Annotated in this window: 9 protein-coding genes and 1 tRNA gene; 1 reads left to right on the forward strand and 9 read right to left on the reverse strand. The window is 64.9% G+C overall.

The window, feature by feature from the left end; all coding sequences use genetic code 11:
• Positions 1 to 48 precede the first annotated feature (48 nt).
• Both PARHAE_RS05385 and PARHAE_RS05390 read right to left on the reverse strand, forming a co-directional pair.
• On the reverse strand, positions 49 to 852 hold the full coding sequence (locus PARHAE_RS05385) for an undecaprenyl-diphosphate phosphatase (protein ID WP_126153580.1): 804 nt from the start codon (positions 850 to 852) through the stop codon (positions 49 to 51).
• Positions 852 to 1,838, reverse strand: coding sequence for a complex I NDUFA9 subunit family protein (locus PARHAE_RS05390; RefSeq protein WP_126153581.1), 987 nt, complete (start codon positions 1,836 to 1,838; stop codon positions 852 to 854). Before PARHAE_RS05390 ends, PARHAE_RS05385 begins: the two co-directional genes overlap by 1 nt.
• Before the next feature lie 174 nt (positions 1,839 to 2,012).
• Here PARHAE_RS05390 and PARHAE_RS05395 point away from each other — a divergent pair.
• Positions 2,013 to 2,097 (forward strand) — tRNA-Leu (locus PARHAE_RS05395).
• A gap of 995 nt (positions 2,098 to 3,092) precedes the next feature.
• Here the strand turns inward: PARHAE_RS05395 and PARHAE_RS05400 are convergent.
• From PARHAE_RS05400 to PARHAE_RS05430, 7 genes are all read right to left on the reverse strand, one after another.
• A complete protein-coding gene (locus tag PARHAE_RS05400) occupies positions 3,093 to 5,372 on the reverse strand; it encodes a hypothetical protein (protein ID WP_126153582.1) in 2,280 nt (759 codons plus the stop codon).
• Positions 5,369 to 7,864, reverse strand: a complete 2,496-nt coding sequence (locus tag PARHAE_RS05405; protein WP_126153583.1) for a hypothetical protein — start codon at positions 7,862 to 7,864, stop codon at positions 5,369 to 5,371. Before PARHAE_RS05405 ends, PARHAE_RS05400 begins: the two co-directional genes overlap by 4 nt.
• Positions 7,861 to 10,725: a hypothetical protein gene (locus tag PARHAE_RS05410; RefSeq protein WP_126153584.1), complete on the reverse strand. Its 2,865-nt coding sequence runs from the start codon at positions 10,723 to 10,725 to the stop codon at positions 7,861 to 7,863. The genes PARHAE_RS05405 and PARHAE_RS05410 overlap by 4 nt, the downstream gene beginning before the upstream one ends.
• Entirely contained in the window at positions 10,722 to 12,563 is a 1,842-nt protein-coding gene (locus tag PARHAE_RS05415) for a hypothetical protein (protein WP_126153585.1), read from the reverse strand. The genes PARHAE_RS05410 and PARHAE_RS05415 overlap by 4 nt, the downstream gene beginning before the upstream one ends.
• A 212-nt stretch (positions 12,564 to 12,775) precedes the next feature.
• Positions 12,776 to 13,315 carry a hypothetical protein gene (locus PARHAE_RS05420; RefSeq protein ID WP_126153586.1) on the reverse strand — a complete coding sequence of 180 codons (540 nt, stop codon included), beginning with the start codon at positions 13,313 to 13,315 and terminating at the stop codon, positions 12,776 to 12,778.
• Positions 13,315 to 15,534 carry a phage tail protein gene (locus PARHAE_RS05425; protein ID WP_126153587.1) on the reverse strand — a complete coding sequence of 740 codons (2,220 nt, stop codon included), beginning with the start codon at positions 15,532 to 15,534 and terminating at the stop codon, positions 13,315 to 13,317. The genes PARHAE_RS05420 and PARHAE_RS05425 overlap by 1 nt, the downstream gene beginning before the upstream one ends.
• The gene (locus PARHAE_RS05430; RefSeq protein WP_126153588.1) at positions 15,531 to 16,127 is read right to left on the reverse strand and encodes a phage connector family protein; all 597 of its coding nucleotides are present in this window, start codon (positions 16,125 to 16,127) and stop codon (positions 15,531 to 15,533) included. Before PARHAE_RS05430 ends, PARHAE_RS05425 begins: the two co-directional genes overlap by 4 nt.
• Between the last annotated feature and the right edge of the window lie 16 nt (positions 16,128 to 16,143).

A 16,143-nucleotide genomic window follows, 5' to 3' on the forward strand; every position in this document is an offset into this window, starting at 1 on the left:
ACGGGACAAATAAATGCCGAAGGATGGTAGAAATTAGGTCAGCATCTTTTACCAACCAGCCCAAAGCGCCAGCAAAACCACGCTTCCAACCACGATCCGCCACCAGCCGAACAGGGCATAGCCATGCTGCGACACATAGTTCAGCAGCCAGCGGACCACGACCAGCGCGCTGAGAAGGGCCGCAACGAAGCCGACCGCGATATTGCCCAGGGCGCTTGCGTCCAGGATGTCGCGGTTCTTGAACAGATCCAGGGCAAAGGCCCCCAGCATCGTCGGCATCGCCAGGAAGAACGAAAATTCGGCAGCCGAGCGCTTGTCTGCCCCCAGAAGCAGCCCGCCGACGATGGTCGCGCCCGACCGCGACACGCCAGGAATCATCGCAAGACATTGGAACAGGCCAATCTTGAAGGCCATCGACAGGGGAAAATCCTCGGCCCGCGCATAGACGGGATGGTCGGCCCTGCGGTCCACCCACAACAGCACGATCCCGCCCAGGATCAGCATCACCGCGATCAGCACCGGGGTCTCGAACAGCACCGACTTGATGAAGCCATGCGCCAGAAGACCGATGACCACGGCAGGCGTGAAGGCCAGCAGCACCGCGCCGACAAACCGCCGGGCAGCCGGGTCATGCGGCGCGGCCGACAGGATCTGGATGATCCGCGCCGAATAAACGCCCAGGATCGCCAGCAGCGCGCCAAGCTGGATCAGCACCTCGAACGACCGGCCCGGCGAATCGAAGCCCAGGAAATGCCCGGCCAGCAGGATATGCCCGGTCGAGGACACCGGAATGAATTCGGTCAGCCCTTCGAGAACCCCGAGGATCGCGGCGGCAATGGTATTGTCGGACATCAGTCGGCGCGCAGGTTCTTGGCCGACTGCTTGATCGCGTCGTACTGCCCGGACGGGCGGAACCGCCACAGATAGTCTTCGATCACCGCTTCCGCCGCCACGGGCTGGATCCCCAGATCGGCAAAGCCGCGCGCGCCGGGCGAGACCACGTTGTCGGCGCGCAGCAGGGCGATCTGGTCGCGCGTCAGGATGGAGTTGGTGAACAGCCCGCCGGTCAGAAGCTGGGCAAGGCCCAGCACGCGCGCGCCCAGAGTCGCGGCCCAGAAGGGCAGGTTCACCACCGCGCGCTTGCGCATCGTGGCGCGCAACACCTGTTCGGCCACCTCTTTCACGGTCAGCACGTCGGGACCGCCCAGTTCATAGATGCCGGGCGCAGCCTCGCCCGTGGCGCCCTTGACGGCGGCCCGCGCCACGTCGTCGACGAAGACCGGCTGCATCCGTGTCCTTGCGCCGATCACCGGCAGCACCGGGCCAAGGCGCGTCATCGCGGCAAAGCGGTTATAGAAGCTGTCGCCCGGCCCGAAGATGACCGAGGGCCGCAGGATCACCGCGTCGGGGCGATGCTTCAGCACCGCCGATTCGCCGCGCCCCTTGGCCGCGATATAGGCACTGGCCGATTCGGGATCGACGCCCAGGCCCGAGATATGGACCACCCGCGCCACGCCCGTTTCCGCCGACAGCCGGGCGATGCGCTCGGCGCCCTCGTGGAACACGGCCTGGAACGTGCTCTCGCCCTTGGGCGCAAGGATGTTGACGCAGTTCACCACCGCGTCGGCCCCGGCCATAGCGGCGCGCACCGACAGATCGTCGCGCACATTGCACAGCACCGGCTGCACCTGACCCACCGCGCCATAGGTGCGGGTGAACAGCGCCTCGTCCGGGCGGCGCACGGCGATGCGCACGCGCCAGCCGTCCTTGGCCATCAGCCGCGCGACCTGCCGGCCGACAAAGCCCGATCCGCCGTAAATCGTGACCAGTTTCGCCATGGGCGTCCCGCCTCCTGAATGCCGATATCCGTCCGTTCCTTACCCAAGCACGGGACGCGCGGCAAGGCGGGCGGCAGGCGGGCTGGGACGGCGTGACAGTTTTTCGCACGATTTCTGCGACACCCCATTGACGCCCCCCGCGACTGCCTTTAGAGACCCGCCTCACACCAGTTGGCCCAGATGGCGGAATTGGTAGACGCGCACGGTTCAGGTCCGTGTGCCGCAAGGCGTGGAGGTTCGAGTCCTCTTCTGGGCACCAAATGGAAAGCCCCAAGGATTTAGAATCCTTGGGGCTTTCCATTTTTCAGGCCCGAAATTGCCCCACAGGTCAGCCATGTCAAGCCGGGTGCGGATCATGGTGGCGGCCAAGCCCATCGACTCCCATGGGGACATGACGGCTTGCCGCAGCATCAGGCCGAAGCGGATGTTCGTTCATCTTGCAGCATCTTTTAGACCTTGACGCTGGGTGCGCGCCAAGTCGGAATGCGATGCGGTTTTACGAAGATGCCGGTCCGCGTGGGGTCAGATGGATTTTCAGGAGGCTTTCAAGTCTCGCAAACCAAAAGCCTGGGGCAAGGTCGACGGGCAGGGCGGATTTCACGCCCTGGAGGCGGCCAGACCGCCCACCGATTTCGCCAGCGTGGCCGGGGCGCGCTTCGCACCGTGCGGCTCAGCGGCTGATCGGCGGCGCTGACCCTGGCAGCGACCTGGTGCTTCTGGAGGCCGACACCGGCTCCGGCAAGACCGAGGCGGCCTTGTGGCGCTATGCCACAGCACAAGCTCCCTGGGAATATCGAGCGAACAGATGGCAGCGTGCAGTCGCCGGTGCTCCGGACGGATGCACTCTCAAGGGGCACATCTCCACCAAGGGCGAGCGCATTTATCACGCGCCCTGGTCATCGGCCTGTGGCGGAACCCAAATCGATGAGCAAGGGCGAGGGTTGGTTCTGTAACGAAGCCGAGATTGTGGCAGCCGGTTGGAGGGGCGCACGATCAAGGTAAACGCGCGCTACTCACCAAACTCAAGATGTCCGCTGAGGGGCAATCAACATCAGAATTGCCTATCCTGCAATTCCTCATAGCAGCCTGTTCTCACAAGGAGAAAAATGGTGAGCCCGACAGGATTCGAACCTGTGACCCACTGATTAAAAGTCAACCGCATAACATTGAATATCAATTAGTTGACAAGATATTCCGTCACTTTGGCATTGAATAACATCAATACCTTAGACAAGGCGTTTTCGGCCGATGCGCTTACTTCGCGATCCAGCCGGTCGTTCCGGTGCCACTTTCCTTGACATAGAAACACGAGCCCGCCGCACCGTCGCGTCGGCGGTATGTAGACGACTTCCCGCCCGGCACCACCCCTTCAGGCGCTCCATTTCCCACCATGTCGCGAACCCCGCCGCCGTAATCGACCAGCGTGGTGTAGACCGCCCGCCACCGTCCCTGTGATGATCCGAGGTCCAGCGCTTCCGAATAGGTGGTGGCCGGCTGAAATGCGTCGGCCAGGAATGCGAAGGTCGTCCCCTTTCCCCAGCCCCGGACTGCCCAGAAATCGCCGGCGGGTGTCGCGCCCAGCTGATGCCAGATCGACCCCCGTTCCTCCGTGTCGGGTGTGGCGTGGGTTATCCCGGCGATGTTGCCCAGGGATCCATCTGTGCCAAGGGCATGGATGGTCCGCGTGTCGGCTTCATACCGCCAATAGTGGGCAGGGTTCCACTGGATCCCCAGGTCGCCGCTCGCGGACAGAACGTCATGGAAGGTCCCGCTGATCGATCCGATCCGTTCGCCCGTTGCAGGACAATAGACGACATTCGCGTTTCCGCTGCGGCGGCTGGCCCCCGAGGTGTCCGTGACCCGGTCGCGCACGCTATTGGACCCGCCTGGATGCCGAACCTCTATCACGTTCCGAATGGCCGTTGCGCCGGTGATATCGGCCACCTTGGCCGCGCCATTGCCCATCATATACAGCGACACGAAGTTCCCGAAGCTGCTGTCGATCAGCGCGCCGCGCGAATTGCTGCCGCCCAGAGACATGATGCTTTCGGCGATGTTGCGCTCGGACGAATTGCGCAACTCTACTGCGGCCGGTGCGATCCGGCCTGGGCCGTCCGTCGGATCGTGGATCAGGCCGATGATAAGGTTGCGGGCGCCTTCGCTGGCGGAAAATCCACGGTCGCACGCATGTGCCAGCAGGCCCAGCGCGACGTTGTATTTCGCGCCATTGATGCCTACGGTCGTCTGCCCAAAGCCCAGACCATAGATCGAATTGAACGCCGTCAGGGCATGCAGGTTGTTCCACCGGGCATCGTTCTTCAGCTCATGCGCCATGGCAGTGACATCGCCAAGGGCATTTTCCGAATAGATGTGGTGCGCAAACCCGTGCCAAACGTCCGAAAAGATCCAGCCGAAGGTTTCGAGGGCATTGGGGTTGATCGCGCCGGACAGGATCAGATCGCTGATGCGCACCCCGCGCACCGGAATTTCAGCCGTACCGGCCGCCAGAACGCCCGTGCCGCCGGCGCCGCCGGTCGGATGGAAATATCCTCTGACAATCAGATCGCGCACGATGCTGTAATCGCCCAGATTGCGGATCGCGTGTCCGCCTTCGGCGCCAGTCCCCATGTCCAGGGTCAGCCCTTCGATCCGCATTCCGGCCTGGCCGTCAACGTTGATCAAGCTGCCGCGACTGAAATTCCGGCGAATGATGGACTTGTCAGCGCCCACCCCGACGAGCTTTTGCCCAGGGCCGAAGCCGGTGACCTGGGCTGATCGCACCACCTCGGCCTTGTCCAGCTCGGCCACGGCGGCGACCCCGGATTTCGCGATGAAGTCCTCGAAGCTGTCGAAATGCGCGGGCGTCCAGACGCCGGCCGGGGTCCACATGCGCCCCCCAGCCGTGGTCAGCGCGGCGTGGTCGGCGTCCGTGGTGGCGGCAAAGGGCAATCCGCCCACCACGATGTAACCGATCCGATCCGGCACGACCGTGGCCATCGCCTGTGCCCGTGTCTCAAACGGGGCATAGGGCGGCGAGGTGACACCGGTCAGAATGCCCTCGGCCTCGGCAATCGCCGCCGCCGAGGGTCCGGGGACCAGCTGGTCGTTTTCCCAGATCAGCGCGCGGCCATTGGCGGGGATCACGGGGTTGATGGCCGCGATGCTGCGCAGGCTGGTCGCCAGGCGGCGGCGCAGCTCCTGGTTCGCCATCGTCAGCTGGTCCAGCTGGCGCTCCAACCCGCGTTCGCGTTCGCCCAGAAGTCCCGCCCAGCCCTGTTCGTCCTGCGTTTCGCGCTCGATCAGCAGGCTCTGTCCAGCATGCAGCGCAGCGGCGGGCGCCGACAGAAACACGTCGCCGAAAACAAAGGACGCTTCCGGCGTGATCGTGAAGTCGTCCTGGTCAAGCTGGATCACCTCCCGCTCGGTCACGACAGACACCCGGATCGCGCCGGCGGCATAGGGGTGCGGAACGGCATAAGGGCCGGTCCCTGCGATCACATAGATCGGCGCGGGGTCGAAGACTTCTACGGTCATCGTTGATCTCCCAGGATGTTGGTCAGGTCGGGGGCGCGAGATGGGGTGGCGCTTCCTCTGTCGAAGAAGCTGCGGGTGCCGAACTCCCGCTCGCGCTGGCGGTCTTGGCGTCGCCAGGTGCTTTCGGCATCATTGTCCAAAAACCGTTGCACATTGTCCCAGATGCCGCGCGAGACGACGGCGCGGGTTAGCGGGTTCGTTCCGATAACCGGGGTGTTGAACCGGCCGAAATCAGACACGGTGCGGCCGAAGTTGGGTTCTTGGCCGGCGATGAACCGGCCAAGGGGTTGCGCCACGAGACCCATCCCGTCGCCGACGAAGCTGACGGTGGCGCCGGCCAGCGTCTCGCCAAAGCCACCGCCCGTCCGGCTTGCTTCGGAAAAGAAGAAATCTCCGAAGATGCCGAGGCCACCGCCCTGCATCAGCGCCGCGAACCAGAACTTGCGGTCGTTCATGGGGCGGGGGTCATTGCCCTTGGCGATCTCCTTCAGTTGGATCGTCAAGGCGCCGGTAAGGACCAGCCCGGCGCCAAGGGCGCCGACATAGCCCAGCTTGCTCCAGCCGCTCTTCTTGTAGAGCCAGCGGCGATACTGGTTCATCGTCAGCGACAGGGCAAAGCTTCGGTAAACCATCGCGCTGCGCAGGAGTTCACCCGATGCCGACCCACCTTTGGTATCGCCGATCATTCGCGCGCGGCCCTCCAGACTTGCGGTCGGCACCGCCATTTCCAGATGCTCCTGGGTGATCATCTGCAACCGCATCGCCAAGCCTTCCGCTTCCATGCGCGGCAGGGCCGTCTGGTTCTCCAGCCAATAGCTGGGCGCAATGAAATCCGCGCCATCCTGCGACACGAACCGCGCGGCTGGATCGCGCAGCAAGTCCCAGTCCTGTGCGGTGATGCCGCGATCCGACAGCACCTGGCGCAAGGGTGCATCAATGTCGGCGAAGGCGCGGTCGGCGTTCTGGGCCATATAGCCCGAGAACTCCATTTGGAAAGAAATCCGGCGCATGTCGGTCATGAAGGTCAGGGCGGACATGCGCAGGGTAGCTGAAGCCATCCGGTTGGTGATGCCGGTGCCCATCAACTTGCCGAAATACCGCGCCTGTCCGGCGCCGGCATCCGCCAGCGTTGCCGCGACATACCCCATGCGCGCGGCTTCCTGCCGGGTTGTATGGCTGGCGACCAGCCGGGCTGTTCGCGCCGCGACATTGGTGGGGTTCATGCCGATATGGTTCGCCGCCAGACCGATGGTGACCATGTCCGATGCTGACGACAGCACGGCGCTGCCAAGCTGCGTCGAGACATTGAAGGCCCGAACACCGGAAAAGAACGTGGACCACCCTACACTCTCGGGAATGTTGTTGGCGCCGCTCTGATGGTTGAACATAGTGCGGGCCAGCGCGGCCTGCGCATGAACTGATTTTTCCAGCTTGGGATCGCGTAGTTCGGCCGCGCGCCGCTGCGCGACCTGGATCGCGAATTCCAGTCCGGCGCGCGGGTTCGGCCCCAGCACCCGCATCATCGCCACATCGTTGGCCAGGCCGAACAGCCCGTTCATCATGGCGCTGAACGGATCAGCATTGCCGAAGTCGTTGTTGTAGGCCAGCCAGTCCTTGCCGGATCTGAAGTGCAGGACGCGATGATCGGCACGCTGGTTATATAGGGCCTGCCCGCCGGTGGTCAGGCTGGGGTCGCGAGTATTCCAGCCTCTTGTGGTGATGTTCTCATACACCTCGCGCAGGAAACGGTCGGTCAGCGCGCGGTCGGGGATCGTTCCTGGCTGCGCCGCATAGGGCTTGCCGGTGCCCAGGTCGATGATCTTGTCCCAGGCCAAGCGGGTTTCGATGGTGTTGGCCCAGGCGTCGAAACCGCGCGTGCGCAGCATTTCGACTGAATGGGCATGGGGCACGCCGTAATCCGCCAACTCGCCGATGTCGCCGCCATGGGCGTTGAACAGCTGCCGCATCCGGTTCTGCTGATACCGGACCAGTTCGGCAAGCTTGGCAGCATCGGCATTGCCGGTGGCGATGCCGTGCAGCTCATCCATCAGGTTTTCCAGCAGGATCCTGTCGCGGCTGTTGCCCAACACGTTCAGCCCGACCTTGGTCAGCATCTCGTAAAGTCCGGCGGCGATCGAGCTGTGATAGGCATCGGTCAGAGACCTGACGCTTTCCCCGGAAAAGCCCGGTCCGTCCGAGTACTCAATCAGGTATTTCACGGCCCGCGCCGGATCGGGGGCGGTTTCGATCAGGGCCTTGATGCGCCGCAATGCCTGAAGTTGGTTGATCACCGCGTGGTACCGGGACCGCGCCGCACGGCGCGTGGCCTCCTTCAGGTCGGCCGCGGCGGCAAGCTGCGCCTGGTCCTCGGACATGACGGATCGATACCGCGCGACCAGCTGGTCATACTGCCCTTGCGCCGCGCGGCCGCGCACGGGGTTCAATTCCTTGGCGTCCACCGCACGCTGGATGCAGTCGTGGATATTGGTCATGCCGCCGCCCCTGCGTTGCACAGGCGCAGAACCTCGGCCAGCTCGATATCGTCGCCGATATCGTCCAGCAGATCGCGCGCCGTGATTTCCGGGCCGTTCGGATCGGCCCGCCATGTCATGTCGGAATATTCGCCCCGCGCGGCCTCCAGATCGGCAGCCATCTCCTCGGCCGCGACCTGATCGGCATCAATGGCCTCGGGGCTATCAGCACCTTTGGCATAGGCATCTTCCGGCATGGCGGCATCCTGGACCGTCGGCGCAGGATGTCCGCGCACCCTGCCGAATTCCTGCGGCAGATCGCCGAACGTCTTGTCGTCGATCGTGCGCAGTGCATCAGTGGGGCTGATGCCCAGCAGGTCGCCAGTCCGGCCCGCCTTCCGCGCTTCGGCGGCATAACGAGACAGGAACGATCCGACCTCGGAAGCGGGCGCCGCCCGGCCATCGCGCCAGAATTTCTGGACCAGGCGAACGGTCAGCGGGCTAAGCGCCCCATCCAGCAGATCGATCTCGTCCAGGATATCGGCAAGGATGCGGGCCATCTGGCCGCGCCCGGCAGCGGCCTCGGATCGGGCGCGGCCGATCAGCCGCATCGCTTCAAGGACGTGGCCGGTGATGTCGAATTCCGCCCGCACATTGCCGGCCTCGATCTCGGCCCGCAGCGTGGCCCATTCGGGCGCAGCATCCTCAAGCGCATCCATCAGCGATTTCAGATCGCCTGCGTCCTCGGCCTCGGCATAGCGCGAAACCAGATCGGGGTCGTCCCATGCGCGCGCGAAGAATGCCTGGCGCAACCGCCGTTCGCCCTCGGCGTTCAGCGCACCGGCCTTGTCCAGCAGGGCGTTGCGTTCAGAACGCGGCAGTGCCGACAGGATCTGGCGCACGAAGCCCTGATTGTCAGGATCAGCGATCCGCGCGGTCGGAACAAATCCGGCCAAACGCTGCGCGGTCATGGCGCGCGAGCTGGTCTGCGCGATTTCGGTGGGCGTCATGCGTGCGACGCCGCTGTCCTGGGCATCGACCGTCAGCGCCTGGCGCTGCGCGTCATCCAGTTCGGTTCTGCGTCTGGCGATCAGCACCGGACGTTCTACCCCTTCGGGTATGGTATAGCCTGCCGCCTCGATCTGCTGGCGATATGCTGCTGCCCGATCAGGGTGCCGGTCATAGGCCCGTTCGATGGCGGAAAACCGGCCATTGCCGCTTTCGATCATTCCGTCCGGCCCCACCAGCGGCGTGCCACGGTCGGCGGTCGGCGCGGGCATCAACTGCGCCGGATCGAGCCTCGCGGCCGTGTCGGCAACCCAGGCATCCGAACTGATGCGGCCGCGATCACGGGGCTGATAAGGGCCGGAAGCCCTGGTGAGCAGCCGGGCGTCCACAACCTCGTAATCCGCATCCAGGCGGAAGTTGTCGCCCGCCGTGACCTGGCCGCTGCCGGTATAGCCGCGCGACGTGGTGTAACCGTCCCATTGGGGCATGTCGGTGCTGGCGTTCGGATCATAGGCTGACCGCATCTTGTGGCGCGCCCAATCGGCCAGATCGCCTGCCGTGAACTGGGCGAAGGATTTGCCGCGATGGCGTATGCCGGCATTGGCGGCGATTTCCCGGCGCGTCATCAGGCTGGAGATTGGCGTGTTCAGGGGGGCGCGCAGCGCCCGCACGGCGCCGCCGCGCCCCATGAAATGGGCCAGATAGATTTCGCCCGGCCCGGTGGAAATCCCGTTACGTTGAAGGTGTTCCGCATTGTCGCGCATGTGCAGGCGCGTCATTTCAGCGTTCAGCGCCGGATCATCCCGCAACGGGGCGACCTGGTACTTATCTTTGCCCTGCGTCAAATCTGGGCGATGACGTGACAGGGTTTCAAACCACGTATCCGTCGTGAACTGGCCCAATCCGCGCGCGCTGCTGTTCGGGTTCTGGGCGCGTGCAGGGTCGCGGGTTCCCCCGCTTTCAGCGCCGATAATGGCCCGCAGCGTCGCGGCCTCGTTATAGCCATGTGGGCCTGGGGGCGCGGGGATGTCATAGCCGTTTTCCATCGCGTGGCGTGTGGCAGCCAGGGCGGCCTCTTGTCGTCCTGGCGACAGCCCCGCGATCCTGGCTTCGGCCAGTTCCTCTGTCGAAACCCCCAAGCTTTCGGCGGATGCGGCATCGCCTGCGGCCTTGCGGCGACCGGCTGCGCGGGCGTCGATACCACGGCCGATCAGTTGACCCGCGCCGCCGATGACACCACCCAGAACTGCGCCAGTAGCGGCAGCCCCGGCAACATCGCTTACGACCGACGGCTGGGGCAACCCCAGCCGATCCGCCTGTTCGCGCCGCTGATCGGCGATCATCGCCTCGCCCGCAGCCGCAGCCGCGCCCTCGGCAAGGATCGTGGCTCCGATCCGCGCACCACCGGCCGCGCCCAGCGGCAAGGTGGCAACAGACGACGCATCGGTTAGTCCGCCCCATGTCCGCCCAAGAACCTCGGCGCCCCAACTGCCCGCCGGTGCGTTCTGCAAGACCTGCTGGTTGGCGGCATGATCCGCCTTCTGAAGATCCAGCGCCCGCTGATTGAATTCGTCGGTGTTGGTCGGAAGATCGGGCCAAGCGTCAGCCGACATATCGCGGGCCCTGGCTATTTCCCCGAACAGGAAGTCCCGCTTGGCCCCCACATTGCGGTGCTGCTTCGGGTCGAAGGACAGGCCCATCTGCCGCGCCATGTCATCAACCAGTCGTTCGCTGAACCGTGCGCTGTCTCCCCAGCTGTCATCCTCGATCCGCTGCATCCGCGTTGCGGCACGGCGACGTTCGGAAAAGGTGGGGACCGGATCTTTGGCCGGGCGGAAACTGTCGGGATCAGCGGGTTTGACGAACCAGTTCACTGATCGTACCTCCGGATCAGACGCGTCAGGCTGAACACGAAGGGTTCTTTGCTGTCGCTGTCCAAAGCGGTGATCACGCCGTCCTGGGTGGGGATCACAAGCTGATACTCGTCCGGTCCTGTGGCCACGAACTCTGCATCATCCCAATCGTCCGCGCCGATGACCTCGCCGCCGATCGTGGGCACCCCGCCAGAGAGGGACACCTGGCGCATACTGTCCTGGCCTTGCCTCATCTTCGCCGAGGGGTCTGCGGTCGGCCCACCCCCGGCGCCGACGCCGATCAAGTCACGGTAAAGCAGCTTTCGCGCACGTTCGGCGGATGTTGCGCTGACACCCATAGGTATCACGGTCAGACGACCGGCAACCCGCGCGACCCCTCCCGTCGCCTCATCGCTGTCGAATGTTCCCGTCCCGCCCATCACCTCGTGCAGGGCCTGCTTGTAGACGGTTTCGTTGATCGGCGCCGCCGGATCGACTCGACGCTGCCGGGCGGCATACAGCGCATCCGTTGCGGCGACGATGCTGGCTTGCGTTGCTTCGCCCCCCTGTGCATCCGCGAACAGGGCGCCGATCTGGTCGAAGGCCGGGTCCAGCCGATCCTTCAGGGCCGGCAGAACAATGTTGTCCTGGGCCAGAACCTGTTGGCCGCGCAGAATGGAACGGCCCAGTGCCTCGCTGCCGCCGCTGACCAACAGGCCTCCGACATGCTGCGCGACGGGGTCTTCGATCAGATGGGCGGCGTTGTTGCGGGCCAGGGCCGATGCCAGCTCGGCCCTACGCGCGGGATCGGCATCGACCGATAGGGCGGATTTCAGGGCCTCGCGTTCATCCAACGTCAAGGCTTGCACACCCTTGGTGAAACCACCCTCTAGCAAGCCTTCTGCGAAAGCAGCGCGTTTCTGGATCGCAGCCTCGATCTCGGCCACGGGGGCCGCTTCGATATCGGGCATCTCCGGCACGCGAAAACCCGACTTTTCGGCAAAGGCGATGGCATCGCGAGCCCAGCCTTCCAGCGCGGCGTCCCGACGTTCCTCAAGAACCTTCAGCCGCGCGGCCCGAAAGGGGGCGTCGATCGGTTTGCTTTCCTCTTGTGCGATCAGGGCATCCATCTGCGCCGGGGTCATGAACGGCAGGTCGGCCCTTTCGGTGCGCAGATCGATCGCAGCCTTGGCCTTGGGAAAGTCTGGATGCGCCTGGACCTCGGGCAAGGCCAGGAAGCTTTCATCGACAGCAATGCGATCCGCGTCGGCGATCTGGGCGATTTCAACCAGACGGCGCCCGATCAGCGCGCTTTGCTCCTTGGCGTCCAGGTCGGCTTGCCTAATGGCTCTCGCCTCGGCGGCCGCGATGTTGCTGGTGGCCTGGGCACGATACCGGGCTACCTGCTCTGGCGGCAGGTAGCCATATTCCCCCGCATCTGCGCGGTCGAGGAAACCTTGCGGATCATCCGAAATCTGGCCGATGACATGGGTGTTCTGGGTCTGCTCTCGAAACAGGCGCTTTTCCTCGGCGGCCTTTTCCGGCGTCATGATGCCGTTGCTGACCAGGCTGTCCGTCTGCGCATCGAATTGTTGATACAGGGCTTCGCGGGTGTCAGCGTCTACCGCAACCGCCTGCTGCCCAGCCACGGCGCGATAATCGCTCCAGGTCGCCATCCGCTGGCTTTGCCGCAGATCAATGGACCTTCGCCCGATGGCAAAAGCCTGGCGGTTGGCCAGATCATCATAGGCCAAATCGAACCGATCGGCATTTTCGGGATCCAAGGACTGACGGTGCTTTTCGCGGATTTCGTCGACGCGTTGCGGCCAAAGCCTGTCGATCTCGTCCGGGTCGCCCATCTGGTCGAATTCGTTGCGCGCCTCGCCCAGGTCGCGGGTCATGTCGACCTGCACCCTGTTCATCTGTCGGTCCAGCCTGTCTGCTTTGATCTGGCTGCCGATTTCCAGCATCCGTTGCCCGAACTGGGCGACCATGTCGCCGGTCTGGTCCGCTTCGAACCGGGGCGATGCGGTGGCGCCACCGATGACGCCGGCCTTTGGAACGGTCAGGGTCATGACAGCAGCCCCGGCCACAGCTTGGGTGCGGCGGTCAGGAACGATCCTGCCGCGTCGAACCCGCCTTTCAGCAGGCTGCTTTGCGCCTGACCGCGCGCGATCCGGGCCGCGCCGGTCAGTTCGGTGGATCTGGCCTGCCCCCCAGATCGGATCGCTTGGCTTTCAAAGGACATTTCCTGGGCCGCTGTCCTGCCCAGCAGGATCGACGTGGGGCTGTCCAGCGATACGCCGCGCGCCGCCAGCTGGGCCATTTGCTGGCGCATGGCGGTTCGGAACTGCTGGCGGGTGCGGCTTTCCTGAACGGCGGCAAGGCTGCGTTCATCGCGGGCCTGCTGTTCCAGGGCACGCGCCTGCGCCTTGCCCATGCGGTTCGCATTGATGCCCTGGACCAGGGATCCGCCCACGGCCATCGCGGTGCCGACCGCCTGAAGGCCCGACGCGGCGGCCGTGGTGGCCCCGGCCGTCGCCCCGGCCGCTGTCGCGCCCAGGCTCCCGACCATGTTCCCGATGGCCGCCAATCCGGCGATGACGCACATTACAGACCCCCCTCATGCAAGATCGGCGTGATCGCCAGCAGCGTGGCGGGCGCCCCGCCGACCGGCCAGAAGCGCAGCGTGACATCCTGCGCCCAGCCCGATGTCAGCTGCGACCGAACCGTCCCCGAAAATGCCTGGGACAGATCGGCCGCGACCGGCCTGGGCAAAAGGTTCATGGCCGGCCATGTCCTGTCCGCCTGACCCAGGTCGCATTCGACAGCTGCGGCGCGCATGGCTGCGGTCCGGTGCAGGGTGACCCCTGATTGCGGTCCCAGCCGCTTCCGCCGCCCGCGCGCGGCACCGTCGTTCGCGATCGGCTGCAACGGCAGGGTTTCCACCACGGCCCCAGCCTCGAACAGGCCGATCACCGCGCGCGTCACCTCCGCCGGGATGGTGACGGTGCCGTCCAACGGAACGATAAGGGGGCCGAACTCGCCGGCGTCGGTCCAGATACTGACCGTCTCGCCTGCAAGGTGGGGCACAGAGAAGGCGCTGGATCCGGCGCCGGTGAAGATCTTAGACGCGAACAGATGGACGGCATCCGCGATATCCGCGCTGCCGCTGACCACGCCCCAATTCTGGGCCTGGTCCTCGACCATGCGGACAACCTGGCCGTTGACCGTGCGGCGCGTCACCATGGTCAGCGTGTCGGTGCTGCCCGTCGCATCCGTGCTGACCGCAAGGGCTTCGACGAAGCCGCCCGCGACGGGGCATTGCGCCCAGCCTAGCACGTCCTCGCTGGGGTCATAGACCATCGCGACCAGCTGGCCATCGCCGGTCCGAAGCCAAGCAAATCGCAAGGGGGCTGACTGCCAGACGATTTCGTTAAAGCCAGCCGCACCCAGGTGTTCGGCGGGCATGGACAGCTCGACCACCTTGTTGGCGTCCGATTGCAAGTCATAGGCGATTTCGATGACGCGCGCGCCATCCTTGCTGATAAAGATCGGCCGACCGTCAGGGCTGATCGGCCGGATGCCTTCCTTGGACCCGATCGAACTGTCGAACCCGAAATAGGCATTGGTCGCATTCATCGCCTCGGACCGTTCGGCCCGTGCCGAATATTCCTCGCCCAAGGCGCCGATATGCAGGCCAGATCGACCAGTCTTCAGCCAGATCACCCGGTTCTGGCTGCTGCCGCCCGCGATGGAATAGGCGAAGCTGCTGTCGGCATCGGTGCCGGGTTCGAAGTCCAGGTAATCGCCGATCACGGAAAACCACAGGGTGCGCGGCTCGGACGGCGTGGCGGCCGCGACAAGGCGCTGATCATGGATTTCCAGGCTGGTCGGCCAGCCATAGACGTTCGACCAGGCCCCCTCGGACCACCGATAGCTGGGGGTATCGACGATCGCGTCCGGCAAGGCGCGCAACACCTGGGCCGTGGCCGAAGTGCCGCTGGCAACTGCCGTGATGCGCACAACGCCGACGCCGTCGGACAGATATCGCCACCTGACGACCGGATCCAGACTGGCCTGTTCTGTCCCCTCGTCGTGCGTGGGGGCATTCGGTCCCGTGTTGCTGCCCGTCACCAGCTCATAGATGCGGCCGTCATAACGCATTTTCTGTCCGACGCTGGCATCGGTGTTGCCGGTCCACAGCGGGATGTTCGCGTAATCGCGGACCTCGATGCGCATCAGGCTGCCGACATGCTGTGCCGTGAACAGCGACTGGCTGGCGGTCAGGGTGACGCTGCCCGTGATCCCGCTGGCCTGGATGGTGCGGGCCTTGTCCAGGTTCTGCACCCTGAAGGGGCCATTGCGGATATTGGCCGCACCGATCGACCAATTGTTCAATGCCATCCGCGCCAGCCGCTGGATCGGCTTGCCGCCGCCCGCCAGATAGATCACATCCGCCGACTGGACCCATTGCAAGGTGTCCAGATCGTCCGCGGTATAGGGATGCGTCCGTTCATAGACGCCGCCGCCAGCCGCCGGAACCAGCTGGCCATAGCGCCAAACGCGCATCCAGCCCGGCGTCAGTTCCAGGATCAAACTGTCGTTCTTCGCGAACTCGAAGGCGATCAGGCGGGCCTTGGCGTTGTTCCGGGTATAGCCTCGGAAGATCGTGCCCGGCGCGCGGGTCACGCCGCCCTGCCGCAGGGGCAGGAAGCCGACGCAGGATTTCAGGCCGGTCTGATACCGCTGGTAATCGGGCCGGCCATACAGCAGCGGCGAAACCTCGCCCGACGAAAAGGACAGCTGGTCGCGGGAAACCCTGCTCATCGCGTTGCCCATCCGACCCAGTCGGTGACGCCGTAATCTTCGCCGTCATAGCGTTCCAGGCTGGCGGACCGGGCGTCGATGCGCATCGCGGTCTTCAGCGCCATTTCGGCGCGGGCATCCAGGGATTGCGTCTTGCTGTCGGAACCAACCCAGCGGGGCGACAGCATGGCTGCCAGCCGCAGCGCCAGGGCGGTCTGAAAGCTGGCCGGCATCAGGTTCTCGTTGTCCACGTCGCGGGTGTATCGGACTGCCAGCGGGCCAGGCCGATCCGTGCGCAGGGTGCGACCGTCCAGGCGCCAGCCGGTGTCCAGATCCAGCGGGTGACGGAAGATCACGCAATCGCCCGGCAGGGCGAAGGCATGGACCAGGGATGGATCGACCAGCTGGCCGCTGACTGCCACCTGCGGCAGGTTGACCACGGTCGAAGCGAAGGACCAGTCGCAGGCCTCCAGGCACATGCGTCGCGCGACAGGATACTGGGAGGCGGCATCCTGTGCCTGCGGTGTATCGTCTGCGAAAGACGAAAACGGGGCCAGCTCCATCGCCTGGAAGGCGGCGGCGCCGATGGTGGCGATGGCCATTGATGTGGACATGGCGGCTGACCCCTCG

It is taken from the genome of Paracoccus haematequi (assembly GCF_900631945.1).
Lineage (GTDB): Bacteria > Pseudomonadota > Alphaproteobacteria > Rhodobacterales > Rhodobacteraceae > Paracoccus > Paracoccus haematequi_A.